Raw genomic sequence first — 25,825 nt, forward strand, 5'->3', positions numbered from 1 at the left:
AGTTTAAGGCCTGTTTTTCCGGCATGACGTTCTTTTCGTACATCGAACTCAGTTTTATTTAAAGCTTCACAGGTTTTCGGCTAACTTTAAGTATGAAAAAACTACTGGTTTCAGTACTCCTACTCTTAGCAGCACTTGTAGGCTATATTCTCTTTAAAACCTTTACTTTTAGCTCCAAACAGCTGGAGGTTGCCCTGGTAGAAAAGATAGACGTTCCGGCTAGTGCTACCGCTCATTTGCAAGAGGCGCTGAGACTAAAAACCATCTCCTTCGAAGACCCGGCCAAATTTGACTCTTCGCAGTTTAACCTTTTCAATGCATTCCTTAAAACAACCTACCCTTTGGCCGATAGCCTTCTGGAACATAGGGTATTTAACGGCTTTAGCCACCTTTACAAATGGAAGGGTTCGCACACAGAATTAAAGCCCATGGTACTAATGGGGCATATTGATGTGGTACCGATAGCTTCTCCCGAGAAATGGACGGTGGAACCTTTTGAAGGGCAAATAAAGGATGGCAAAATATGGGGACGAGGTACCATTGACGATAAATTTTCGGTGGTGGGCATTATGGAAGCTGTAGAGCTCTTACTGGCCGAGGGTTTTCAACCGAAAAGAACACTTTACCTGGCCTTTGGACACGATGAAGAGGTGGGAGGCGAACTGGGAGCCAAAACCATAGCAAGCTTCTTGAAAAATCAGGGGATTGAAGCAGAATACGTACTGGATGAGGGTTACGCCATTACGCAAGGACTGGTGCCGGGAGTCGACCGTGACGTAGCCATGATTGGTGTGGCAGAAAAGGGCTCCACTACCATTGAATTTACAGTAGATATGGAGGGCGGCCACTCCTCTCAACCGGCTAAAGAAACAGCTATAGATGTGCTAGCCGGAGCGGTTGCCAAACTAAAAGCCGAGCCACTGCCGGCCTCAATCTCCGATGCCATGCAGGGTTTTATAGAACAACTTGGGCCAGAAATGGGCTTTATTAACAAAATGGCATTTGCCAACCGAAAGCTATTCAGTTCACTGATTGTAACCACCTACGAAAACGCAAGCAATGCCGGTAATGCCTTGGTGCGAACCACCACTGCTCCAACCATTTTCGAAGCAGGAATTAAAGAAAATGTGATTCCCACTACAGCCCGCGCTCTGGTAAACTTTAGAATTATTCCGGGTCAAACGGCTGAGGAAGTATTGAAACATGCTATTGAGGTGATTGATGATAACAGGGTAAAGGCCCGGTTTTATGGTTTCAACTCCAACCCATCGCCTGTTTCGCCCACTGACAGTAAAGGCTATGAGTGGATTAACCGAAGCATAAAGCAAATTTTTGAAGATACCCACACTGCACCAAACCTGGTAATTGGAGCCACTGATGCCCGGCATTTTTCTTTAATCAGCAAACATGTGTATCGCTTTGTACCTTACCACGTCAACGAGGATAACATTAATACCTTTCATGGTATTGACGAACATATTTTGTTGGAAGACTACGCCAACGCCATCCGTTTTTACCGACAGCTGATTATAAACAGCAACTAGAGGCCGGAAGTCTCTTTAATCGCCCAACTATGGGGGGTACCTCCTGAGTCTTGGCTATAGCGTGAGGGATAGCAGCGGATACCCCGCAACCCGAGTTACTCGGGTGAGGAGTAGTAGCAAATAGCCCGACCCTTGGGGCACGCCCAAAAAAGCAAATAGCTTATGTGTCAGAATAGATATATGCCCGACACCTTGGACACAGGCCATGTTCTAGTTGCGCCTTGAAAGGGCCACTATAAAGACTAAAACTAAGAGGAAAGGTAAATCCCTGCCAGCAGCTAGATGGCTACCGGCAGGGGCTTTTATCAGAACCAGCCTGAGCCCAGGTTTCGGAAGGGCCAGGGAATTGAAGCAAGTATTAAAATAAGGCCCACAAGATAGAAGGTGGCCACGGCACCAAATTTCTTTGCATCGGTGGCAGCTCTTTTAGCCTTGCTGTAGCCAATGGTGATGAGGGCTATAGCAATGATCATGAGCGTGATGTGTTCTACCGCAAAGAAACGATATACCGGGTTTTGCATAAACCCTTCAACAAACTGCACCTTAGGCGACATAAAATAGAGTATAATACCCAAGACCAGTTGGATATGGGTAAACACCATAGCAAAAAGTGTAATCTTTTTGTCTTTGGCCGTCCATACGCCTCCATTTTTCTTACCAAAGGCGTTGAAAATGGCCGCAATGAGTAGAATGAGCACTACCCACCGGAGGCCCGAATGTGCATGTAAAAGTCCTGTATACATGAGATAATTGTTTAAGGTTGAAAATTAATAGCCGCCCCCCATAAGCTTTTCGAACTCAGCCATGGTGTAAGTGGTGTATCCCTCGGGAACGGCAAATTCTTTTGGATCTACTTTACGCTCGGCTACCTTGGTGGCTGTTATGCGCATTTTCATGCCCTGCTCCTCTGTTTCATACTCCAGAGGAAAACCATTAAGCTTTTCAAATTCCTTATGAGTGGCATCGATTTGTTTGGTATACCAAACGTCTATGGTTTGTCCACCATTAATAAGCTGGCCTTTTTGACACTTATAACCCAAAATAGTTTTTGAGCCTTCAAGCGATTTTACGGTTGATTCACCCATGGACTCTTCTTCTTTTTCAATGTCTTCTTTGCTTAGCTTGATATGGAATTTTTGCCCCATCATATCCATCATTATTTCTCCCGTGCCCGATGTTTCATCTGAGATAATAGTTTGGCTACCCCCCATAACCTCCTGACGCAACATTGATTTGTTGCCGGAAATGGTCATGGTGATCTCACCGGGAAGCATAGACTCATAGCCTTTCAAATCGTCTGGTAATTGCACATAGGTAATGCTGTAGATTATGTCGCCTTCAAAACGTTTAGTTTCAGAGGTAAAGGAGCTCAAGACTACAATTGAGCAAATGCTTAGGAGGAGAAATAACTTTTTCATAACTATTGATTTATATTCAAATGTAACGATCATGTAAACACCGTAGACGATTGAGGTGTGAAATGATGGAATAATTTTCAGGATTGATGAAAGCTGCGATTTTTGATACGTTTGGTGGCCCCATATCTATAGAAACCGTTCCGGATCCTTCGGTGGTAGCCGGGGGAGTAGTACTACAGGTCAATGCTACCGGCTTATGCCGGTCGGACTGGCATGGGTGGATGGGACACGATGCAGACATTCGTTTGCCCCATGTACCGGGACATGAACTGGCCGGTACCATTGTAGAAACCGGCAAGGGTGTAAAACGCTTTAAGGTGGGCGACAGGGTAACCGTGCCTTTTGTAGGCGGCTGTGGCCACTGCGAACAATGCACCAGCGGTAATCATCAGGTCTGCGACCACCAATTTCAGCCGGGATTTACCCATTGGGGCAGTTTTGCGGAGTATGTGAGTATTCACTATGCCGATGTGAATCTGGTAAAGCTACCAGACAGTATGGAGTTCCGAACTGCAGCCAGCCTGGGCTGTAGATTCATCACCTCGTATCGGGCTGTGGTTCATCAGGGAAGGTTAAAACAGGGAGAATGGGTAGCTATTCATGGCTGTGGTGGTGTTGGCCTTTCGGCCCTTATGATTGCCAAAGCAGCCGGAGCACAGGTAATTGCCATAGACATTCAGCCAAAAGCACTTTCTCTGGCTCAGCACTTGGGTGCCGATGTACTGGTAAATGCACGCGAAGTGGAGGTGGTTGAGGCCGTAAAAGAAGCAAGTCATGGAGGGGCTCACCTTTCTATTGATGCTTTGGGTAGCAAACACACTGCTTACAATTCGGTGGCCAACTTAAGAAAACGCGGACGCCACGTGCAGGTGGGGTTACTGGCAGGCAACGATTTTGAACCCAGGCTGCCCATGCAACTAGTAGTGGCCAACGAATTGGAAATATTGGGAAGCCATGGTATGCAGGCTCATGCGTATCCAGAGATGATGGCACAAATAGCTTCCGGCCGACTTAAGCCTGAACGAATGATTGACAGCGAAATTAGCTTGGAAGACGCCTGCAGGCTTTTGCCCAAAATAGGCACCGAAGGGCTTCCGGGCGTCAGCATAATTACTCGCTTTTAAGAGTCGGCCACACCCCGGTGTCTCCTTGGTTTATTATTAGAATTTTAGTGCCGCAAATCCTTTCAACTGATAGGTGGTCATGGTGGTGAGCATTGAAGTGGCTGTTTCCAGCCCCGGAGCCAACCGTGTATGATCAATGTTTCTGCCCATCATGGATTGACTGCACACAAAGATTTTCACCCCGGCTTCTTGCAGCTCCTTAAAAAGCGGCAAATGGGGGTTATCTACTTCGTATTTGGCTTTATAAGCTTCATTGTCTAGCACCGACCAAACAGCACCGGCATGTATAGCCAACACTACTTCCATATTTTCTTTGGGCACTCCTCCCATAGCATGCAAATTGAGTAAGCGGGCCACATTCACCAGCGAGTACATAGGCTCTTTGGGGTTTGAACTTCCTGTGGCAATATCTATTACCACTTTGTACTTCATAGTTGGATCGGGTTTTTCGGTGGCATGCGGGGCATTCATAATAGCACCAAAACTTTGAATCACAGGATTCACCATTTCCTGAGCTTGTATAGCGAAGCAGGACGCAAGGCCAATGAGGAGTATGCAAAATATCTTGGTCATTGTGTTTTTGGGTTTGAGGTCAATTAACAAAAAATAGCCAGAAAACTACAGCGCATATTGAAGAATGGCTGTCTTGTGTTAAACCACGGTTAAAAATAAGTGCTTCGTGGTGTTGAGGTTTGATAAGCATACGCTCATACCATATATTGAAACAAACTTTAAGCGCATGGCTCAGGCACCCAACAACCAACTACTTATTGAGGCTTCGTGGGAAATTTGCAACCAATTGGGAGGCATATACACAGTAATTCGATCCAAGCTTCCGGCTACAATCGAAAAGTTTGGATCGAATTATTGTCTTTTGGGACCCTTGGTCAATGATGGGGTAGACGCAGAGTTTGAAGCCATTGCAGAAAGAGATTCTCCCATAGGCCAGGCCGTGGCCGAGTTGGAGAACAAAGGCTACGAGGTGCGTTATGGCACTTGGTTGGTGAGTGGCAGGCCCAAAACTGTTTTACTCAATCCGGAAAATGCCTTCAGCCGCCTGGGCAGCATTAAAAAACAATTGAACGACCAGTTTGGCATACCGGTGGGTAGTGATGATTCACTTTACGATGTATGCCTGCAATGGTGCGATATGGTATTTCAGTTCTTTCAGGTTCTGGAAAAAAAGGAAAAGAACCCAATTCTTTTTCACGGACACGAGTGGATGGTATGCCCAGCCCTACTTCAGGTAGGTACAGAGCTGCAAAAGGTAAAAACCATTTTTACAACACATGCCACCCGCTTGGGCAGGGTTTTAGCCATAACACACAAAAATTTTTACGACATAATGCACGAGATTGATGATGAGGCTATGGCCAAGCGCTACGGAATTCCCTCTATTCATCAGTTAGAAAAGAAAGGCGCTCAAAAGGCTGACTGCTTTACTACGGTGAGCGAGATAACGGCTCAGGAATGTGAGGCACTTCTGGGGCAAAAACCCCATCACATTACCCCAAACGGCATTAACATTCAGCGGTTTCAAAACCTGCACAGGGTGCAAATACGGCACGAAAAGTACAAGAAGAACATTGAAAACTTTGTAATCGGCCACTTTTTTAACTCCTCCCCCTTCGACCTGGACAAAACTCTTTTCTTCTTTACCAGCGGCCGCTATGAATATGAAAACAAAGGTTACGACATTACCATTAAAGCCCTAAAGAAGCTCAACGAGCGACTCATACAAGAGCGTGTGGATGTGACCATAGTGATGTTTTTTATTACCAATGCCAGGGTTAAATCTTTTAACCCTGTGGTACTGGAAGCCAAAGCCATGCTAGAAGAACTTAAAAACACCTGCAAATCGGTAGAGCAAGAGATTGCCTCCAACCTTCTAAAAAGTGCAGCATCGGCCAAAGATAATTATCAACTCCCCGACCTCAATCAATTTGTGTCGGACTACTGGCGCCTACGGTACCGCAGAGCTATTCAATCGTGGAAAACTGACCAATGGCCTTTGATTGTCACCCACTTGCTGGAAAATGATCAGGAAGACCCTATTCTCAATGGGCTGAGAGAGCAACAGCTGTTCAACAGTCCATTAGATAAAGTGAAGGTGGTTTTTCATCCGGAATTCATTGCCCCTACCAACCCACTGTTTGGCTTGGAGTACTCACAGTTTGTAAGGGGTTGCCACCTTGGTATTTTTCCAAGCTACTACGAACCCTGGGGCTATACACCCCTGGAATGTATTGCCCGGGGAGTACCTACCATTACCAGCGACCTTTCGGGTTTTGGTAGTTACACCCAAAACATCAATGACGATTCTGAAGAAACAGGTGTTTTTGTGCTTCAACGTAAGAACAAATCGGAAGATGAAGTGGTAAATGACCTTACACGAATGATGCTTCAGTTCTCAAAAACCAACTATAACTACCGCGCCATAAAACGCAATAAGCTGGAAGAATTCTCTCAAACCTTCGATTGGCATCAATTGGTAGACCAATACCTCCGAGCCTATACCATTGCCATGGGTTAATCCCATTTAAAATAGGCGTACCCCCTCAGCTGAAAGGTGCTTACGGCTGTCAACGCGGAAGTGGCCACCTTTACCTGAGGAATAACTTTAGATTTATCGTGCCCATAGAGATTGAGCGATTGACCACACACGATTACCTCCACTCCATTGGCCGCCAACTGCTCATACAAGGGAAAGTATGGATTGTCTTTTCCATCGTATTTATCCCGATATGCCTCATTATTGATTACTGAGTTGGTGGCCTCGGCATGAATAACCACCGCCACCTTTAACTTGTCTTTAGACACACCACCCACCGCATGAAGATTAATGAGCCTGGCCACATTTGTAGCCGAAAAGTTAATACGTTCAGGGTTATCCATTTTATGAATAAGCTCTATCACAATCTTATACTCCATAGAAGCATCGGGCCGCACATCTACCTCTTCGAGGTCCAGTATGCGCCCATAGTCCTTGATAATTGGGTTGGCCCACTCTCGCTGAGAAAAGCTCTGATGGAAGCACAGCATCAAAAAAAACACTCCTAAAAATCTGATTTTCATACCCTTAATTATTTATCGATGTAGAAAAGTAAGCATATTATTATTTACCGCACTACTCATTTATATGGTTTGGAGGCAGGCTCCAGAAATTTACTTCTTGCGGCTTCATTAAGCAGTCCAATTACTTAGATACTGAAATGATTGACTAACGGTGATTCAGGGGCAAATCGCATATCTTCATTGAAAATTTGAATATTTATACCGATTGGTATATTTTTGTACTGCATGTCCAAAGCCGACCGAACCAAACAGTTTATAATAGAGCGGGTTGCCCCCATCTTTAACAAAAAGGGAGCATACGGAACCTCACTGAGTGATATTACAACTGCCACAGGTTTAACAAAGGGAGCTATATATGGCAACTTTAAAGACAAAGACCAGCTGGCCTTGGCCTGCTTTGAACATAATCTTAAATTCTTTCAGAAGGGACTTTATAAAGCTCTGGCCTCAACGGGCAACGCCTGGACCAAAGTGGAAAGGTTCTTTCAGTTTTATGAAAACAGTTTTGAGCAAGTCTATAACAATGGCGGTTGTGCCCTAATGAATAGCTCTGTAGAAGCTGATGACGGCTACCCACTACTAAAAGAAAGGGTTAAAAAAACTTTTGAAAACTGGAAGTATGAGTTGGAAGGAATTATCCTGGAAGGACAACAATCCGGTGAATTTAAGGCAGAAATAGAGGCGAGCGATGTGGCCAATCTGATAATAGCAGGCATTGAGGGATCCATTCTTTTGGCTAAAAGCACACAAAACGCCAGAGGCTTTCATGGCCTCTTAAATCATTTAAAAACAATAGTCGAAAAGGAATTAAAGCAATGAAAAGAGTGGTAATAACCGGAATGGGGGCACTGACCCCAATCGGTAACAATCTAAACGATTACTGGGCCAACCTGAAAGCAGGGGTAAGCGGGGCGGGAGAAATTACCCGCTTCGACACCAGCAAGTTTAAAACGCATTTTGCCTGCGAACTAAAAAACTTCAACCTGGAAGACCATATTCCGCGAAGTGAGTCGCGCAAGTATGACAGATTTACATCTTATGCATTGGTGGCAGTTGAGGAAGCGGTGCAACATGCCAAAATAGACTTTGAAACTTTGAACAGAAATAAGATTGGAGTAATCTGGGGCTCGGGTAATGGTGGTATCGAAACCTTTACAGAAGAAATGATTGACTACGTAAAGCGTGAAGAGAATCCAAAATTCAACCCCTTCTTCATTCCTAAAATCATTGCAGACATTGCTTCGGGTGTCATTTCTATGAGATATGGGCTGCGGGGCATCAACTTTACCTGTATTTCGGCCTGCGCCACAGGCACTACCGCCATAATCGATGCTTTTAACTACATCCGCTGGGGCAAGGCCAACATGATAATTACCGGTGGCTCTGAAGCACCGATAACCGCAGCGGGACTCGGTGGTTTTACTGCCTCCAGGGCCTTAAGTACCAACAACGAGCAAGCAACCACAGCTTCCAGGCCTTTCGATAAAACCCGCAATGGTTTTGTGATGGGCGAAGGAGCCGGGGCTTTGATTCTGGAGGAGTATGAACATGCCCGCGCTCGCGGAGCCAACATAATTGCCGAAGTGGCAGGGGGCGGAATGGCTGCAGATGCTTATCACCTCACCGGCACACACCCTGAGGGTGAAGGGGCCTTTCTGGGCATGAATGAAGCACTGGAAGATGCCGGAATTACCGCCAATGACATTGACTATATTAACCTTCACGCCACCTCCACCCCTATTGGAGACCAGAGCGAGTTAATAGCCGTTGAAAGAGTTTTTGGAACAGAGCCAAACCTAAAGCTATCGGCCACTAAATCTATGACAGGCCATTTGCTTGGAGCAGCGGGAGCCATAGAGGCAATTGCCAGCATTAAGGCAATTGAAGACGGTACCGTTCCTCCGACCATTAATACCAAAGAAGTAGATGAGGACTGGGACAAGAAATTCGATCTGACCTTAGGCAAGGCGCAGACTCACGATATTCGCTACGCCATGAGCAACACCTTTGGCTTTGGCGGGCATATTGCCACCGCTATCTTTAAACGCTTTGAATAATCGCTTGTGCACCTTCTCTCTGGCGGCTGAACCAGGCCGCCAGAGCCGTGTGTGTAAGGCACATCAAATGTAGAAACCCTCTACATCTCCGGCTTTTTAAAAGTTGGCCCGGAATAATGGGTAGCCCAACTGTTGGTAGGTAATTCTCTGTAAACAAGCACGATGAATGATGCCTTAATAGAACACTACTTCCACATTGGGGAGGCTTTCCAGAAGTTTATCAATATCGTTTTGACGCAACCCGGTATTAAAGCAGGTAATTTTCTCAAGCTTCTTAAGGGCGGTAAGTTTATCCAACTTGAAAACTTTGGTGTTGGAGCAGTCTATTTCTTTTAGATTAGTCAGCTTTTCCAGTCCTCTGAATCGTTTGACGGGTGTTCCGGAAAAATTGATATACTCCAGACTAACCAACGATTCCAAAGGTCGTAAATCCTCCACGGCCGTGTTGGTAATGTTGAGTCGTTTAAGCTGCGGGTATTTTGCTGAAAGCCCCGTTAAGTCTTTAATAGGCATTTGCAAAAGCGCCAACTCCTGCAATGCAGGCAACTGCGGCAAATCAGCTACTTGCGACACTCGAGACTGCTGAAGGGTTAGGGACTTTAAACGGTAGAAATGATCAAGGCTTGCTTGAAAGCTCTCGGTCAACGCTATGTTTTGGAAAACAAGCTGCTCTCTGGCAATTAGTGCATGCAACTCGTCCGGATTTGGCTTATCGTCCAGAGCAGCCTGATCTCTCAAAGACTTTTTTACACTTTGCGGCATAGACGACCACCAGTTCACTAGCTCTTTGGTCTTAAAGCGTATATTCACCTGTGGCCTTCGGGCCAATAGTTCGGCCACTTCTTTAGTACCTGCCTGAGCACCATCTACATCTATTAACCTGATTTTTGGAGTCTCCACAAACGGCTTTAGGTCTTTCAGCGCGGTGTTCCTTGCTTCAAACACTTCCAGTTGCGGTAGCCTGGACAAGTTTACCAGGGCATTCAGGTCGGTATTATTCATTTGAATTTCTACCAGGCGACTCGATAACCTCGCTCCATCCAGTTGATTGATTCGGTTTCCGCTCAGGTTAAGGTATTGCAAGGATTGAAATCGCTCCAAAAATTCCAGATTTTGAAGACCGGCATCTTCGGCATTCAAAGAGTCAGTGCGTGTGAGAGCCGATAGTTCTTCTACTGAAGGAAACATGGTATCGAGAAGTGGTTGCAATCTGGCCTTCAAGCCCACGGGCATGTTTTGCCACCAGGCAAGGAGTTGATCTGCGTTGGTGATGAGTAATGCCTTGCTCTTTGCTGTAAATTCAGCCACCATTTCGTTAGTCATGCTGGTTCCATTGGCGTACACACGCTTTAATTGGGGCAACCCCATGAGAGGAGTGATATCGTGAATTTCGGTATTATCCAACCGAATGGTTTTTAGTTGCCTGAGTTGACCCAGCGCATCAAGGCTTTGCACCTCTGTACCTGAAATATCCAGTTCCTCCAACAGGGTAAGTCGCTCAAAACCATTGAGACCGGTGAGATCGCTGTTCTTTAAATAAAGAGCCTTCACCTTCGCGAGTCGGCCGAAATCAAATCCATTTAAGCCTTTGGCATCTTGAAGTCTGACAACCTCTAAATTCTTAAGATCGCCCAAAAATGTAAGGTTGGTCCCGGCTATACCATTCAGATTGAGCTCTGATAGCTTTTCGAACTGTTTGAGAACACCGAAATCTTCTACATGGCAGTTGCTCAAATTGAGCTTTCGAATGTCTTTGTGGTATTTGAGGTATTGCAGATCGAAAACTGAGGTATTGGAAACATCGAGCGATTGCAGCTTATTAATGGACAGCAATGGCCGCAGGTCGTTCACCCAGGTATTACTTATCTTCAGGTGTTTTAGTGCGGTAAGCTGGTAAATGGGTTCTATATCCAGAATAAGATCATTACCACTTATATCGAGTGAATCCATGGTAACCAGCGAAAAGAGTTCATCATTGGAGAGGCTATCATAAAAAACACCCAATTTCTTTTGAAAAACCTTTTTCCAGGCAAGAGTTAAGCCTGCCCACCACTCGCGCAATTGCTTCTCTTTGCTCATTTTGGTGGTGTATATACTGGCAATTTTTAGCTCCTGTCCTTTGGTGTCGAGATTGAGTTCTATGTACCGTTTGCGTGTGGTATTTACCGAATCGCCCAATAAACTAACAGCGCTTAGGTTGCGTATGAGTTCCACCCGATAGTAAGGGGTGCTATCGGCTTTGAGCAGGCGCTGCACAGTATCGATTTCAAACTCAAAAAGGGCATCTTCAAAAAAGAAGTCAATGTCTTTCAAATATGCCTGAACATCTTTGTAGATGACGGTAGACCTGTCTTCCTGCAAATCATCTTCTATCTGCACTTTTTCATTGGCAAACAGTTTAAGGTAGCTGGAATTGATTATGGTCTCTTTTTCGGCCAGAGAGGTTCGCTGGCCTCCAATAAGGTTGAAATAATAGGCCAACGTATTGACCATACCCTTGGCCTGTTCGATCTTAGGATCGGACTGAGTTCCGGGGCCAAATTCCTGTGCCTGAAGACCAGGAAAGCCCAGCATCAGTACTAGTAAAGCAAAAACCTTAATTCTTGTCATACAACAACTTTAACAGATCTTGTTTCTGCTGTGCATTAATTTTTAGCAGGTCTGAAATGAGCCAACCGGTATTGTAGCCCGGCCTGTTGAAATTACTGAGTGAGAAATACCAGCCATCAACGGTAAAGAAATGAAAATTAACCCTGTTTACAGTTTCGAATACAAGGTGACCCATCTTAACCTCATAGAGAAAGAGGGTTAAAAAATCGGGTTTAAAGTCTGCGAGTGTATAGGACTCAGGGCTTCCGTTTTTCACCATAGCCTTGCGCAGATTCATAAAGTCCAGCTCGTGACTCATGGGGTGTAAAAACTCCTTAGTTTGACCACGCTGTTTGTTAAACAGGCTCTTGTAAGGTTCGAAAGAAAGGTCGGAAATCACCCACTCATACCCCAGCCCTTCTTGCTGAATTTGCATATAGAGTGTGAGCGGAACGGACTTTCCCTTGTAGGCAAAAGTGGTATTGACCACCGCAAACCAGTTGTCTGAGCGTAAGCTCAAAAAAACCGGATCAGCATCACTGGTTACCCTATCTACAAACTCCTGAAAGAGAGATTCGGAAAACCCGGCATTCTCTTCATCGAAGAGAATGCTCAGGTATCTTTTTCTTAATCTTGAATTTCGATATTGCCTGTCATCCGGTTCAAACTCTCTTCCCCTGGTATCTTCTTCACCATTAAAGCGGCTGAAGAACTGATTGAGCTGTTTTGTACTTGCCAGTAATTGCTCCTCCACTCTTTGATTATCGGTAATAATCTGTGCAGATAGTGGTTGAATGGCCAGGAAAATGAATATGCCCGAAATGAGCAGTACTTGCTTTATCATATGGTTGTTTCAGATACTCGAATATCACCCAAAATTACATCCCAGAACTCAATAGTTCGTCCGGCAATCTGGGTCTCTTTTTTCTCCACATAGATGGTAATGTCCTTTTTGGTGGTATCCTTATAGGCGAGTTTATCACCATTTCTACCTTCAAACTTCTGGTAAATGGTTACCACCCCTACATAACGACCATCGGGTTGTCTTTCCAGCTTAGAGATGTAGTGAATATCGTACCATTCAATGGTCACTTTGTCGTAGTTAAGAGCCATCAGGCGTCTGAAGTACTCTCTCACCTTATAGTATTCAATCTCTTCTTTGGCTAAAGACGAAACCCCCATTTCACTGCCCGGAGCAAAGAGCTCTTCTGCCCTGTCCATCACACGGGTAGCTTCGGTATAAGGAGTGTTTTTGTTGCCAATAATTTTAATATACTTACCCAAATCTCTAACCTTTTCTAAGGCTAGTGAATCGATGGCCTTTTCCCTGTTAGGATCTACTGCATTTTGAGCTACAGCCGAAAATGCTGTAAGCACTGTCAATAAGGCAACGGCCAATATTTGATTATATCGTCTGTTCATCTTCATTTTATTTTCTCACTAACACCAATTCTTTGATTTTTCCGCTCGGGTCGCGAACCACTTCTTTCACTTTGTGCACATTGTTACCTGTGTCTTTAATGTAATTGAGGTACTTGGTAATGTCCGTTGGCTCGTCATAGTCTTCAGCACCATTGGCCTGATAAAAAATAATGAGAACAGGGGCATTGCCACTGTTAAACAACCCTAGTGCTTCACGAATATTTCGGTTGGCCACATCGGTTGAACTGGCATTGGCAATGGCTTCAAAGTAATTATTGAGGCGCATGTCCAGCGAAGGTTCCGGAGCACTTCTTACATCTTTTTTGGGTTCGGGCTCCGGTTCCGGCTTAGGGTCTGGTTTAGGAGCAGGTTGTTCTACTTCCGGCTCATCCGGAGTGGCATCTACCACTGCTTTCTGGCTCTTACAAGAAGCCACAAAAACGAGGAGAAGCGCAAGTAGCGCTAGGTTTCTGATTGTTTTGTTCATCTGAATTTAATGGGTTTTAGAATTGCTCTTTTTTTTCATTTTTCTGTTTCGATCGGACAAATAGTGTTCCAATCAGCGCGTTAAACGTAAAAGGCACTGAAAGTGGATGTCGAAAATGAAAATATTTTCTAAATGAGAAAATCATTGTCAGTTTGACAATGAAAATGCTTTTATCGGAGGTATAAAAGTGTAAGCTGAAATTGACAGGAAAGTTTGGCAGAAATAACTCCCACCACTCTTGGTTGTGGGGCCTCAACCTTCCACACAAATAAAACAATAACCCCTCCGGGCAGAGGGGTTATTACAAAACTATTCTCCGGCCGGGTCTTTGGCCACCACAGCACCTTCAGGCATTCTAAAATTATCCATCGAAGGGTACTCTACCGATACGCGCACATTTTCAAACACCGTGGCCGAACCGCGAGGGGCTCCGGCCACGCCATCGGCAAACCGATGCCACTGCAAAGACGTAGCTAACTTAACACCCCCCACTTCTTGCCATCCACTATAGCGAATTAGGTTGAACCGGTCGCTAGGCTCTCCTCCAAAAGTTGCGGTATACATTAGCCATTCCATCTGGTTGGTCTCCTGATCTGAAAGAATGATGTATTGATCATTCGGGGCATCTCCAACACCTGCGTTATAGGTTATTTTCACAGCGTTATAAGTCTGTCCGGCAAGCTCTATTGGCTCCAAAGGCTCATAATTCACTCCGGGGTCACCAACCACAAACGGGAAGGCATAGAAGTAAAACATCAGGTTGTAAGTCATGCGCTGACGGTCAGCATTTTCGCTGGGCGGATTTACCCATACCTTTTCGCCATCAAAACCTACTGTCTGGTTTTCCGAATCAATACGAGTATAGCGGTTTTGCAAATCAACCAGAGTTTTGCTTCCGCCCATTTCGTAAGCAAGGGTTTTGAGCTTGCTCCATTGCTCATAGCCACCATGAGCTTCAAATACTTTATCTATGGCTTCAACGTGGTGCGCGGTATAGTCTACCTTAGCTGTTTCTTCCTTTTTCTGCTCTACTTTTGTCCCTTCACAGGCCCATAGCAGCGTCATTAAAGAAAAAAGCACAATCTTTTTCATAGCTTAACTTTTTACAAAGTTGAAGTTCTTACCACTCATAGTGTGTCAGTTAGCCAACATACAGCCCATTATTCTACAAACGGTTAATGCAGGCAACCAAACACAGCGGAAGAACAGCATATTTTACTCATACAATGTAATATGAATAAGGCAGAACAATTTTTCGAAACACTCGTCAGTCACTTTGCTACCCAAGCTGACGTGACGGAGGGCAAAATGATGTCGTCTCGTGGCCTGCAATACAAAGGCAAAAACTTTCTATTCAACTGGGACAACAAAATGTGTTTCCGGCTGGGGAGAGACTTCGACCCGGCTTCCGAGGGCATTCATAACTATACTCTTCTCAACCCTTTCAAAACCAAACCGCCACTAAAGGACTGGTTTGTTTTGACCACCGACATGGACAAATGGATTGCTCTGGCCGAAATTGCTCTAGCCAGAATGAAAAGCGGCCGATGACTTCTTTGGCCTCCCGGGCACATGAGTTGTTTAAAAACCGAACCGATTTCACGCATTTTTTGATCAACTTGCAACCATTCAATTGGCAAACCCCTGAACACGAGCGATGCAATTATTTGACTTCACTCCCGAACCGGAAGAAAACATATTGCCGGAAGACGGTATAGTTCATTACTACCGGGCTCTCATACATCCTGACGATGCCTACCGTTATTTTCGCAAATTGCTCGAGAAAATAGCCTGGAGAAACGATGAGTTGCTCATGTTTGGCAAGCGGATTACTACTAAACGAAAAGTAGCCTGGTATGGAGACAAACCCTTTGACTACACCTACTCTAAGACCACAAAAAAGGCCTTGCCGTGGATTAACGAACTCATTGAGCTGAAAAAAAAGGCTGAACTGGCTACCGGAGAAACATACAACTCCTGCTTGCTTAACCTGTATCATTCGGGAGAAGAGGGCATGAGTTGGCACAGCGACAACGAGCCCGAGTTAAAACGAGAAGGCGCTATAGCCTCCATAAGCCTGGGAACCGAACGAAAGTTTGTATTCCGACACCAACACTCGGGCAACAAAGTAGAACAACTATTGGAAAATGGAAGCCTGTTACTCATGAAGGGATCTACACAAGACTATTGGCAGCATGCCCTGCCTCCCAGCAAAAGAGCCGATGGTGCACGAATTAATCTCACCTTCAGAACTATAGTCGGTTAGACAAGCTATTTTTGAGCAAACAACAATGCTTTTGTCTTAGCATAACTATAAAACTCAATTAACTTTGAACACACAAGCACAGCCATGAGCAAAGACCAGAAATTCGAAACACAGGCCATAAGAACTCAGATTGCACCCACCCATGCACAGGAGCACTCCACGCCCATGTATTTGACTTCCAGCTTTATATACAATGATGCCGAAGAAATGCGGGCTGCCTTTGCCGGTGAAAACGACCGCCATATTTATAGCCGCTTCAGCAATCCCAATTTTGAGGAATTGGCCAACAAGTTATGTCAAATGGAGGGTGCAGAAGCAGGCTATGTTTTTGCTACAGGTATGGCTGCCGTGTTTTCTACTTTTGCAGCCCTGGCCAATGCGGGAGACCACATCATAAGCTGCCGTTCGGTGTTTGGCTCTACTCATACCGTTTTCACCAAAATATTGCCCAAGTGGAACATAGAAACCACCTATATAGAGGTAAACTCCACTGCCGACTGGAAAAATGCCGTGCAGCCCAACACCAAGTTGTTTTACCTGGAAACACCAACCAACCCCGGTGTAGATTTGGTGGACCTTGAGTTTGCCGGGCAATTCTGCAAAGAGCATGGACTAATACTTATTGTAGACAATTGCTTTGCTACCCCTTACCTTCAACAGCCTATCCGCTTCGGAGCTGATTTGGTGATTCACTCAGCCACTAAGTTTATAGATGGTCAGGGACGCGTTTTGGGAGGAATTACTGTTGGTCGAAAAGACCTTATTGAAGAAATTTACGCCTTTAGCCGAAGTACGGGACCAGCTCTCTCGCCTTTCAATGCCTGGGTCCTTTCCAAAAGTCTGGAAACACTGGCTGTGCGCATGGAACGACACTGCGAAAATGCACTGGCTCTGAGTAAATTCCTGGAAACTCACCCCAAAGTAAACTGGGTTAAATACCCCGGCCTTAAAAGCCACCCTCAATTCGATATTGCTCAGAAACAAATGAATAAGGGCGGAGCCTTGGTTGCCTTTGGTATTCAGGGTGGGTTAGAAAACGGACGCAATTTCCTGAATCACCTTAGCCTTTGTTCACTCACTGCCAATCTGGGCGATAGCCGAACCATTGCCACACACCCATCATCTACCACCCACGCCAAGCTAACCGAAGAGGAGCGATTAAAGGTAGGAATCACGCCAGAACTCATTCGCGTTTCAGTGGGTTTAGAACACATTGACGACATTATTTCAGACATTCAACAAGCTTTAGAAAAAGCATAAAATGAAACAGATACTGGCCGAGATTCTCACCATTGGAGATGAAATTCTCTATGGGCAAATCACAGATACCAATGCACAATGGATTAGTGCAGAGTTGGATCAACTAGGGGTTAGAGTAGTGCGAAAAACAACTGTTGGCGACCAAAGAGAGGCCATTTTAACGGCTTTTGCCGAGGCCGAAAAAAGAGCCGATATGGTGATAATTACCGGTGGCCTTGGCCCTACCAATGACGACCTGACTATGCCCATGTTGGCGGAGTATTTCAATAGTGAAATTGTACTCAACGAATCGGTCTTAAACCATGTAAAAAACTTCTTTGAAAGAAGGGGCCGACAGTTCACTGAACTTAATAAAAGACAGGCCCTGGTGCCTAAAGTAGCCCAGGTATTGCACAATGAGCTTGGAACTGCGCCCGGCACATGGTACGAACGCAACGGAAAAGTCTTTGTCTCGTTGCCCGGTGTTCCGCACGAGATGAAAAATCTTATGAAGCAATTGGTGCTGCCTAAGTTATCCCGTCACTTTCAAACCCCGGTTATCTATCATAAGCTCATCAAAACGGTGGGTATTGGCGAATCGTTTTTGGCCGATATTATAAAGGACTGGGAGGCCAACCTACCCGAACATATTTCATTAGCCTATCTACCGAGTGTAGGGCAAGTAAAACTAAGACTGACAGCCGTAGGTGAAAACAAGCAACAATTGGTAGAGGAAGTCGGGCAGCAGGTTGAAAGGCTTCTTCCGTTGGCAGGAGAATTTATTTACGGCTACGATGAAACCTCTCTGGAAGAAGCCGTAGGCCAATTGCTCAAAACCAAAAACAAAACCATAGCACTGGCCGAAAGCTGTTCTGGAGGCTACGCCCAACACAAACTAACCACAGTGGCCGGTTCTAGTAATTATTTCCAGGGTGGAGTTGTACCCTATCACAACCAGTTTAAAATGCAAATACTTGGTGTACGCCAAGAAACTCTGGAGGCCTATGGAGCCGTAAGCGAGGCCTGTGTAAAAGAAATGGCTGAAGGCGTACGCAAGCTATTTAATGCCGATATTGGTGCTGCTTCGAGTGGAATTGCCGGCCCAGGAGGGGGAACAGACGAAAAACCAATAGGTACAGTTTGGATTGCTTTTGCCGATGGCGAAAAAACCATCACCAAAAAACTGCAATTAACTCAGAACAGGCTATTAAATATTGAATTGACAGAAATTGCAATATTAAATTTGGTTAGAAAAAGTTTAAACCAATAAAACTTTGATAATATTTGGTAATTCGTTTACTTTTGCGAGTTAGTGCAAACGTTTTAATTCACTAAAAATAAGGAAATGGCTATAGTAGAAATGGTAATGCCAAAAATGGGCGAGAGTATAATGGAAGGTACTGTGCTCACCTGGCTAAAGAAAGAGGGAGACACCATAGAACCCGATGAATCGGTTTTGGAGGTGGCCACCGATAAAGTAGACACAGAAGTTCCTGCAACTCACGGAGGAATTCTTAAAGAAATTTTAGTGAAAGAGGGCGATGTGGTGGCCGTAGGTGCTCCCATTGCTAAAATTGAAACGGATGCCGCAGTGGAAACCGAAAGCCAGCCGACTACTGCTCCCGCTGCCACGGCTTCAGCACCCCAACCTCAAGCCGAAGCTCAACCTGCAGCAGTTTCAGCCTCCAGCAACGGACAATCAAGTAATGGACAAACCAGTTCAGACCGCTTCTATTCTCCACTGGTAATGAGCATTGCCCGTCAGGAAAACATCTCCATGGCAGAGCTTGAGTCGGTACCGGGTACCGGACGCGAAGGCCGTGTGACCAAAAAAGATATTCTGGCCTATGTGAAAAATAGACCAGCGGCCGGACAGGCTACTTCCAGCCCGGCACCTGCTGCCCAGCCTGCAGCCGCTCCGGCTCGTACCCCTCAACCAATGCCGGTGAGCATCTCTGGTGAAGATGAGATCATTGAAATGGATCGTATGCGTAAGATGATTGCCGAGCGCATGGTCGATTCAAAGCGTATCTCTCCTCATGTTACATCATTTGTTGAAGCAGACGTAACTAATATTGTGTATTGGAGAAACCGCGTAAAACAGCAATTCAAAGAGCGCGAAGGAGAGCCAATCACCTTTACCCCCATCTTTATAGAAGCCGTAGTAAAAGCCATTAAGGACTACCCAATGATGAATGTACAGGTAGATGGTACGCGGATAATCAAGAAGAAAGACATTAACATAGGTATGGCTGTAGCCTTACCTACCGGCAATCTCATTGTTCCTGTAATTCACAATGCCGATCAGTTAAGCCTTGTGGGTATCACCAAGAAAGTAAATCAGCTGGCTAAGAAAGCCCGTGAAAACAAGCTTTCGCCAGACGACTTGCAAGGAGGCACTTACACTGTTTCTAACGTTGGCTCTTTTGGCAACGTAATGGGAACCCCCATCATTATGCAACCGCAAGTGGGTATTCTGGCGCTTGGAGCCGTAGTTAAAAAGCCTGCGGTAATAGAAACACCAAATGGAGATGCTATTGCAATCAGACACAAAATGTTCCTATCCCACTCCTACGATCATCGGGTTGTAGATGGCTCATTGGGAGGAATGTTCGTTCGAAGAGTAGCCGACTACCTCGAAAAGTTCGATTTAAACAGAGGGCTATAAATACAAGCACTCTTTAAGCTATAGACCGAATTAAGCAGGGTTTCATGTCACATGAAGCCCTGTTCTTTTAAGGAGCAATATCAAATGACCATTTGTACTAAAAAAAATGTGTTAAATTATGGTTTTAAAACTGGTCTCCTTATGAAAATAAAACACACCAATTGGCTACCCGGCCTATTCATGTTGGTCATTTCCGCCCAAATCTTTGCGCAGGAAGAAAGCCTCAAAACACTCAAACAGTTTGACAGAATCTATGATTTTGGAGCAAATGGTATTTCCTGGGCTATGGTTGAGTCTGAAAATAAGTTCGGATTTATAGACGCCAACCACAAGTTGATTGTTGAGCCCAAATACGACAGAATTTTCGTCTTTGGTTCTAATGGTATTTCCTGGGCCAAGGTAGAAAAGAACGGTAAGTTTGGTTTTATCGATAGCCAGGGCCGGGAAGTTGTTCCCCCTATATATGATCGAGTATTTTATTTTGGTTCTAATGGCATTTCATGGGCCAAAGTGGAAAAAGGAGGTAAAATAGGTTTCATAAATGCCCAGGGAGTAGAGGTTGTGCCCACAGTCTATGACCGAATCTACAACTTCGGAGCTAATGGAATCTCATGGGCTAAAGTAGAGAAGGGTGGAAAGTTTGGTTTCATCAATTCATCGGGCATAGAAGTAGTCGCCCCAATCTACAGCCGAATTTTTGATTTTGGCACTTGCGGTATATCATGGGCAAAAATAGAAAAGGATGAAAAGTATGGATTTATTGATTCATCGGGAAAAGAAATTGTGAAACCAATCTATGACCGCATTTTCGATTTTGGGTCGACAGGTCTCTCGAATTATGCCAAATACGTGAAAGGTAACAAGGAAGGACTAATAGACTCCAACGGTAAGGAAGTAGTCTTTTCGTCTGCCAACAGAAAAAAGTAAAACCACCTGAACGGCAGCCCGTCATAAAACACTGACACATGCTCTAAAAAGGTGATATGGGTAGCCACCTATTCTCGATGGCCCCGGTCTTCTGCTAACTATAGTTTTTAACAGGGTATCTGAACCGGGTTATAGGGACAATTAAAAAATTCCCGATCGAAGCCGGGAACTACAGGTAGCGAAGTGCTTTAAGGCTGCTAACTATTGTTATGTTTTACTAATGGCTACGCCTGCGGAGCCCAGCTTGAACAGAGCATGCCCTCACTCGCTTTGTTTGGATGTGCACATGCATCGGTTTGATGACGGGCACAGTTGCCGCAATGCCTGGAAGTATCAAGCTTTGGTATGAGTGAAAACCTATCGCAGGTATAGTTTTCATTGACTTTAAGCTTATGAACCGAACATATATTATCTGAAGTGAGAGACTCACAATGAGAACAACTGGAAGCTAATCGTATAGACATATCATTATTTCGTTTACGCTACTCTCAATATACCTCAATAAGACTTTAAATGTTTGATAATCAGTCAATTTCAATTTAGACTGAATTCAATCTATGCAATGAGTCGTGCATAAAAAGGATCCACTCCCCCATACAAGACTGTACAGCCAACCACCAACGACCAAACAAAAAAGGTGTCTTTCAGGCTTTACCCCTCGAGACACCTTTCGCTCTAGTCCTGTACCGTTTTTCAGGCTATATCGAACCGGTCATTCATCATTACTTTATTCCAGGCTGCTACAAAGTCTTTGACAAACTTCTCTTTGCTATCGCCTTGACCATACACTTCGGCCAATGCCCGTAGCTCGGAGTTTGAACCAAACACAAGGTCTACCCGGGTACCGGTGTATTTCACTTTTCCGGTAGATCTGTCGCTACCTTCAAATAAATCCTGATTGGCACTGGTTGCTTTCCAGCTAATGTTCATATCGAGAAGATTGACAAAAAAGTCGTTGCTCAACACTCCGGGCTTGTCGGTAAACACTCCGTGTTTAGAGCCATCATAGTTTGTATTGAGCACACGCATTCCACCCACCAATACTGTCATTTCCGGAGGTGTAAGCTTTAGCAATTGTGCTTTATCGACCAACAGCTCTTCGGCCGATACGGAATACTTCTGTTGCTGATAGTTTCTGAAACCATCGGCTCTTGGTCTTAGCCACTCAAACGATTCGGCATCGGTCTGCTCTTCCAGAGCATCTCCCCTGCCCGGGGTAAATGGCACCTCAATGGTTACGCCTGCATCTTTGGCCGCCTTTTCGATAGCCGCGCAGCCACCAAGCACTATCAGATCGGCCATAGAAACCTGCTTATTGCCCGACTGTGCACTATTAAACGCTTTTTGTACCTCTTCCAGAGCATTGAGCACTTTATTTAATTGCTCGGGATTATTTACCTTCCAACTTCTTTGAGGCTCAAACCTAATTCTGGCGCCATTGGCTCCTCCACGGTTGTCGGAACCTCTGAAGGTAGAAGCCGAAGCCCAGGCTGTCGACACCAACTCAGAAACTGACAGACCTGTAGCCAGTATTTCTGCCTTCAGGTGCTTAATATCAGCCGCATCGATAAGATCATGTTCAACTGCCGGAATGGGGTCTTGCCAAATCAAATCTTCGGTGGGTACTTCCGGCCCCAGGTATCGGTTTTTAGGCCCCATATCTCTGTGCAATAGTTTGAACCAGGCTCTTGCAAATGCATCGGCAAACTCATCGGGATTTTCTAAGAATCTGCGTGAGATTTTCTCATATTCCGGATCCATGCGCAAGGACAAATCGGTGGTGAGCATAAATGGTTGATGAAACTTACCTTCTATGTGAGCATCGGGTACGGTTCCTTCGCCACCACCATTCTTAGGCCTCCATTGGTAGGCTCCTGCCGGGCTCTTGTACAGCTCCCACTCATATTTAAAGAGGTTTTCAAGGTATTTCATACTCCACTGGGTTGGTGTATCGGTCCAAATACCTTCTAAACCAGAGGTAATGGTATTTTCGGAGTGTCCGCTGCCCAAAGTATTTCTCCATCCAAAACCCTGCTCTTCCATAGTGGCTCCTTCTGGCTCAGGGCCAACATATTTGGTAGGATCTCCCGCTCCATGCGTTTTACCAAACGTATGACCTCCCGCTATCAAAGCCACGGTTTCCTCATCGTTCATAGCCATTCGTCCGAATGTCTCGCGAATGTCTTTAGCGGCTGCAATGGGATCGGGGTTACCATTAGGGCCTTCCGGATTTACATAGATAAGGCCCATTTGAACGGCTGCCAGCGGATTCTCCAACTCTCTGTCTCCTGAGTAGCGTTTATCATCCAACCATTCGCCCTCCGAACCCCAATAAATATCTTGCTCAGGTTCGTAGATGTCTTCTCTACCACCACCAAAGCCAAAGGTTTTAAATCCCATGGACTCCAGCGCCACATTACCGGTTAGAATGAGCAGGTCTGCCCACGATATTTTGTTACCATATTTTTGCTTAATAGGCCATAGCAATCTTCTTGCCTTATCCAGATTGGTATTATCGGGCCAGCTGTTTAGCGGGGCAAAACGCTGTGAACCGGTGGCTCCACCACCTCTTCCATCGGCAATTCTGTAAGTACCGGCCGCGTGCCAGGTCATGCGTATAAACAACGGACCATAGTGCCCCCAATCGGCAGGCCACCAGTCTTTAGAATCAGTCATTAGTGCATGAAGGTCCTTTTTTAGTGCCTCGTAGTCCAGCTTCTTAAACTCTTCAGCATAGTTAAAGTCTTCTCCCATTGGGTTTGAAAGACTGGAATGCTGCCTTAAAATATTCAGCTTAAGAGCATTGGGCCACCAGTCTTGATTTGAGGTACCTCCTCCGGCACTATGATTGAGCTTTCCTCTTAGAAAAGGGCAATTGGCCGCGTCATTGGTATTGTAGCTTGCGCTGCCGTGTGGGTTGTGATTTTCCATATATCGTGTTTTTTAAATTTCAACAGTGACTTCAATTTGCAATAAAATTTATAAATAATCGACCGTATCATATTTATATAATCTATACCCTATCAACCTGATAAATGAAATGAAGGATTTTCCATCCAAGCTTTTAACGGTACTAGTTTTTATCTCCGGCATACGTAATGCTCCCTCATTTTTGTATTATTGATCATTATTGTTTTCACTTGTTATGACACACTCATCTTTTGAACTAATCGGCCTTAGGCTAAAAACAAAAACAAGCAATCAAAATGGCCAGTCCATGCAAGACTGTGGAAGTCTCTGGCAAGAGTTTGAAACACAAGAACTAGCTCAGGCCATACCGAATAAGCTAAATGAGGCTGTATACGCAGTATACTTCGATTACGAAAGCGACCACACGGGAGCGTTCAACTATTTTGTTGGATGTCGTGTAAAAAGTGGCACTGAGGCACCAGAAGGATTGAGCAAGCTGGCCATACCCGAACAAACCTATGCACTGATACAAGCTAAAGGTAAAATGCCCGATTGTATGGCAGATAGCTGGAAAAACATTTGGTCTAGCGACTTGAAGAGAGCTTATACCTTCGATTTTGAAGTGTATGACGAACGAAGCCACAATTGGGAGCAGGCAGAAGTGGATATATTCGTTGCTGTTCGATAAAATGAATAGTCTAATTCCGTTTATTCTTTCAGCAATTATTCCTGGCACCGGTCAGCTTTATATGGGTAGGTATACTTCGGGCCTGCTAAACTTGCTATTGCCCATTCTCCTTATTTTTCTATTACCGTATTTTGCACTTTTTATATACCCCACTTTTGCGATCATCTCCTTTATCGAAATTTATCAGGTGGTCTCTAAATCGGAGGGCAAAAAGAAAGCCATGATTCAGCTTATCTTTGGATTAATCACGGTGATCATCATTATTCCTACATTGATTTTTTTGTTTCAACTCTCTGTAATTAATGGAAATCAATATGTTCGTAAGCAGTATCTCAATGAGGGTTTTACCCGCGATGAAATGCAGGAAATCCAGGAAGCCCTGAAATGGTATAAAAACAACACCGACACCTTTCCTGACAGTTTCTCTTCATTTGTACAAAGTAAACCGATTTGGCAAGGCTGGCTGAACGATGCCTGGAACCAAAATTACAAGTACGAACGTACCGACTCTTCTTACACGCTCACATCGGCCGGTAAAGACGGTCTCTTTGGAACTGAAGATGACATAATTGTGTACGATAAGAGTGATTAACCATTTTTTAAACCAACTGAATTATGAAAATATTAATAGTAGGTGGTCATGGCACTATAGGAAAGCCTGTTGCAGAGCATTTCAGAAAAGAGCATGAGGTATTGGTTGCCGGAAGGTCGGCCGGAGATGTAGTGGTAGACATTGCCAATAGCGCTTCTATTAAAAACATGTTTGAACGAACTGGCCCTATTGATGCCTTGATATGCATAGCCGGTGAGGCCAAGTGGGCTCCGTTCGATTCGCTGAGCGAAGAGGATTATTACATTGGTCTGAGGAGTAAATTAATGGGGCAGGTAAACCTGGTGAGAATCGGAAGACAGCACTTAAACGCCAACGGCTCCATTACTCTTTCTACCGGTATTTTGGCTGATGACCCGGTAATAAAGACTACCAGTGCGGCTATGGTAAACGGTGGCATTCACAGCTTTGTGAAAGCGGCCGCTCTGGAAATGCACAATGGTATCAGGCTCAATGTGGTTTCATTGGGCATGGTAGAAGATGCCTATGCGAAATACAAGGATTACTTTCCGGGCCACAACCCCGTGCCCATGCGCAAAGCCGTGAATGCATACGTAAGAAGCGTTATGGGGAAAGGTCATGGAGAAGTGATTCGTATCTATGAAAACTAAGACTAATACCAGAGAGGCCCGAAGTTTCCCATTCTTTTAGGGTTATTCTGTTGTCTGTAAGAATCGGCTTTAGGCCTGATTTATCGATATTATTTCTCCATCCCTAATAAATCGGCTTTCTTTTAAAGAGTTTTCGAACACGACTTACAACCCTTCTTTGAGAGGTGTTGTCTAAAGCAAAACTCAAAAA

The 25,825-nt window shown here is 44.9% G+C and carries 24 protein-coding genes; 14 read left to right on the forward strand and 10 right to left on the reverse strand.

Going from position 1 to position 25,825, the window contains the following annotated elements; genetic code table 11:
• The first annotated feature begins 92 nt into the window (after positions 1-92).
• Positions 93-1,544: a M20 family peptidase gene (locus B3763_RS17550; RefSeq protein ID WP_286748187.1), complete on the forward strand. Its 1,452-nt coding sequence runs from the start codon at positions 93-95 to the stop codon at positions 1,542-1,544.
• A gap of 305 nt (positions 1,545-1,849) precedes the next feature.
• On the opposite strand, the gene B3763_RS17555 is transcribed toward B3763_RS17550, so the two are convergent.
• Together B3763_RS17555 and B3763_RS17560 are read right to left on the reverse strand one after the other, a co-directional pair.
• A complete protein-coding gene (locus tag B3763_RS17555) occupies positions 1,850-2,287 on the reverse strand; it encodes a cytochrome B (protein WP_189629354.1) in 438 nt (145 codons plus the stop codon).
• Positions 2,288-2,311: 24 nt separating this feature from the next.
• Positions 2,312-2,962 (reverse strand): DUF4412 domain-containing protein, encoded by a 651-nt coding sequence (locus B3763_RS17560; RefSeq protein WP_189629353.1) that lies wholly within the window; start codon positions 2,960-2,962, stop codon positions 2,312-2,314.
• An 86-nt stretch (positions 2,963-3,048) separates the two neighbouring features.
• Here B3763_RS17560 and B3763_RS17565 point away from each other — a divergent pair, with 86 nt between their 5' ends.
• Positions 3,049-4,086: a zinc-dependent alcohol dehydrogenase family protein gene (locus B3763_RS17565; RefSeq protein ID WP_286748188.1), complete on the forward strand. Its 1,038-nt coding sequence runs from the start codon at positions 3,049-3,051 to the stop codon at positions 4,084-4,086.
• Between the two features lie 36 nt (positions 4,087-4,122).
• Here B3763_RS17565 and B3763_RS17570 read toward each other — a convergent pair whose 3' ends face one another.
• Positions 4,123-4,659 carry a DsrE family protein gene (locus B3763_RS17570; protein ID WP_189629351.1) on the reverse strand — a complete coding sequence of 179 codons (537 nt, stop codon included), beginning with the start codon at positions 4,657-4,659 and terminating at the stop codon, positions 4,123-4,125.
• Between the two features lie 106 nt (positions 4,660-4,765).
• Here B3763_RS17570 and B3763_RS17575 point away from each other — a divergent pair, with 106 nt between their 5' ends.
• On the forward strand, positions 4,766-6,619 hold the full coding sequence (locus B3763_RS17575; RefSeq protein WP_286748189.1) for a glycosyltransferase: 1,854 nt from the start codon (positions 4,766-4,768) through the stop codon (positions 6,617-6,619).
• Here B3763_RS17575 and B3763_RS17580 read toward each other — a convergent pair.
• The gene (locus B3763_RS17580; RefSeq protein ID WP_286748190.1) at positions 6,616-7,161 is read right to left on the reverse strand and encodes a DsrE family protein; all 546 of its coding nucleotides are present in this window, start codon (positions 7,159-7,161) and stop codon (positions 6,616-6,618) included. The two genes, B3763_RS17575 and B3763_RS17580, sit on opposite strands and share 4 nt — an antisense overlap.
• 225 nt (positions 7,162-7,386) lie before the next feature.
• Here B3763_RS17580 and B3763_RS17585 point away from each other — a divergent pair, with 225 nt between their 5' ends.
• Both B3763_RS17585 and fabF read left to right on the forward strand, forming a co-directional pair.
• Positions 7,387-7,980 carry a TetR/AcrR family transcriptional regulator gene (locus B3763_RS17585; RefSeq protein ID WP_286748191.1) on the forward strand — a complete coding sequence of 198 codons (594 nt, stop codon included), beginning with the start codon at positions 7,387-7,389 and terminating at the stop codon, positions 7,978-7,980.
• Complete coding sequence (fabF, locus tag B3763_RS17590; RefSeq protein WP_286748192.1) at positions 7,977-9,218, forward strand: beta-ketoacyl-ACP synthase II; 1,242 nt, start codon at positions 7,977-7,979, stop codon at positions 9,216-9,218. The genes B3763_RS17585 and fabF overlap by 4 nt, the downstream gene beginning before the upstream one ends.
• Positions 9,219-9,392: 174 nt before the next feature.
• Here the strand turns inward: fabF and B3763_RS17595 are convergent, their stop codons facing one another.
• From B3763_RS17595 to B3763_RS17615, 5 genes are all read right to left on the reverse strand, one after another.
• Complete coding sequence (locus B3763_RS17595) at positions 9,393-11,828, reverse strand: leucine-rich repeat domain-containing protein (RefSeq protein ID WP_286748193.1); 2,436 nt, start codon at positions 11,826-11,828, stop codon at positions 9,393-9,395.
• A complete protein-coding gene (locus B3763_RS17600; RefSeq protein WP_229838556.1) occupies positions 11,815-12,651 on the reverse strand; it encodes a hypothetical protein in 837 nt (278 codons plus the stop codon). Before B3763_RS17600 ends, B3763_RS17595 begins: the two co-directional genes overlap by 14 nt.
• A complete protein-coding gene (locus B3763_RS17605; protein WP_229838555.1) occupies positions 12,648-13,229 on the reverse strand; it encodes a hypothetical protein in 582 nt (193 codons plus the stop codon). The genes B3763_RS17600 and B3763_RS17605 overlap by 4 nt, the downstream gene beginning before the upstream one ends.
• Positions 13,230-13,236: 7 nt before the next feature.
• Positions 13,237-13,716: a nucleoid-structuring protein H-NS gene (locus B3763_RS17610; RefSeq protein ID WP_286748194.1), complete on the reverse strand. Its 480-nt coding sequence runs from the start codon at positions 13,714-13,716 to the stop codon at positions 13,237-13,239.
• Between the two features lie 309 nt (positions 13,717-14,025).
• Positions 14,026-14,808, reverse strand: coding sequence for a DUF6503 family protein (locus B3763_RS17615; protein ID WP_189629343.1), 783 nt, complete (start codon positions 14,806-14,808; stop codon positions 14,026-14,028).
• 141 nt (positions 14,809-14,949) lie between these two features.
• On the opposite strand from B3763_RS17615, the gene B3763_RS17620 reads away from it, so the two are divergent.
• From B3763_RS17620 to B3763_RS17645, 6 genes are all read left to right on the forward strand, one after another.
• Positions 14,950-15,267, forward strand: a complete 318-nt coding sequence (locus tag B3763_RS17620; protein ID WP_286748195.1) for a hypothetical protein — start codon at positions 14,950-14,952, stop codon at positions 15,265-15,267.
• 106 nt (positions 15,268-15,373) lie between these two features.
• A complete protein-coding gene (locus tag B3763_RS17625; protein WP_286748196.1) occupies positions 15,374-15,982 on the forward strand; it encodes an alpha-ketoglutarate-dependent dioxygenase AlkB family protein in 609 nt (202 codons plus the stop codon).
• Between the two features lie 84 nt (positions 15,983-16,066).
• Positions 16,067-17,242, forward strand: coding sequence for a trans-sulfuration enzyme family protein (locus B3763_RS17630; protein ID WP_286748197.1), 1,176 nt, complete (start codon positions 16,067-16,069; stop codon positions 17,240-17,242).
• Position 17,243: 1 nt separating this feature from the next.
• Positions 17,244-18,491: a competence/damage-inducible protein A gene (locus tag B3763_RS17635; protein ID WP_286748199.1), complete on the forward strand. Its 1,248-nt coding sequence runs from the start codon at positions 17,244-17,246 to the stop codon at positions 18,489-18,491.
• Between the two features lie 75 nt (positions 18,492-18,566).
• Positions 18,567-19,889: a dihydrolipoamide acetyltransferase family protein gene (locus B3763_RS17640; protein ID WP_189629338.1), complete on the forward strand. Its 1,323-nt coding sequence runs from the start codon at positions 18,567-18,569 to the stop codon at positions 19,887-19,889.
• A 141-nt stretch (positions 19,890-20,030) separates the two neighbouring features.
• Positions 20,031-20,816: a WG repeat-containing protein gene (locus B3763_RS17645; RefSeq protein ID WP_286748200.1), complete on the forward strand. Its 786-nt coding sequence runs from the start codon at positions 20,031-20,033 to the stop codon at positions 20,814-20,816.
• A gap of 693 nt (positions 20,817-21,509) precedes the next feature.
• Here the strand turns inward: B3763_RS17645 and katG are convergent.
• On the reverse strand, positions 21,510-23,747 hold the full coding sequence (katG, locus tag B3763_RS17650) for a catalase/peroxidase HPI (RefSeq protein ID WP_286748201.1): 2,238 nt from the start codon (positions 23,745-23,747) through the stop codon (positions 21,510-21,512).
• 286 nt (positions 23,748-24,033) lie between these two features.
• On the opposite strand from katG, the gene B3763_RS17655 reads away from it, so the two are divergent.
• Genes B3763_RS17655 through B3763_RS17665 form a run of 3 tightly spaced genes read left to right on the forward strand, consistent with a single transcriptional unit; the run spans position 24,034 to position 25,635 of the window.
• Positions 24,034-24,414 (forward strand): GyrI-like domain-containing protein, encoded by a 381-nt coding sequence (locus B3763_RS17655; RefSeq protein ID WP_286748202.1) that lies wholly within the window; start codon positions 24,034-24,036, stop codon positions 24,412-24,414.
• Positions 24,353-25,006: a type II secretion system protein GspG gene (locus B3763_RS17660; protein ID WP_189629334.1), complete on the forward strand. Its 654-nt coding sequence runs from the start codon at positions 24,353-24,355 to the stop codon at positions 25,004-25,006. Before B3763_RS17655 ends, B3763_RS17660 begins: the two co-directional genes overlap by 62 nt.
• Positions 25,007-25,029: 23 nt before the next feature.
• Positions 25,030-25,635 (forward strand): short chain dehydrogenase, encoded by a 606-nt coding sequence (locus B3763_RS17665; RefSeq protein ID WP_286748203.1) that lies wholly within the window; start codon positions 25,030-25,032, stop codon positions 25,633-25,635.
• The last annotated feature ends 190 nt before the right edge of the window (positions 25,636-25,825 follow it).

The sequence above is a fragment of the Roseivirga sp. UBA1976 genome (genome assembly GCF_002336325.1).
Lineage (GTDB): Bacteria > Bacteroidota > Bacteroidia > Cytophagales > Cyclobacteriaceae > Roseivirga > Roseivirga thermotolerans.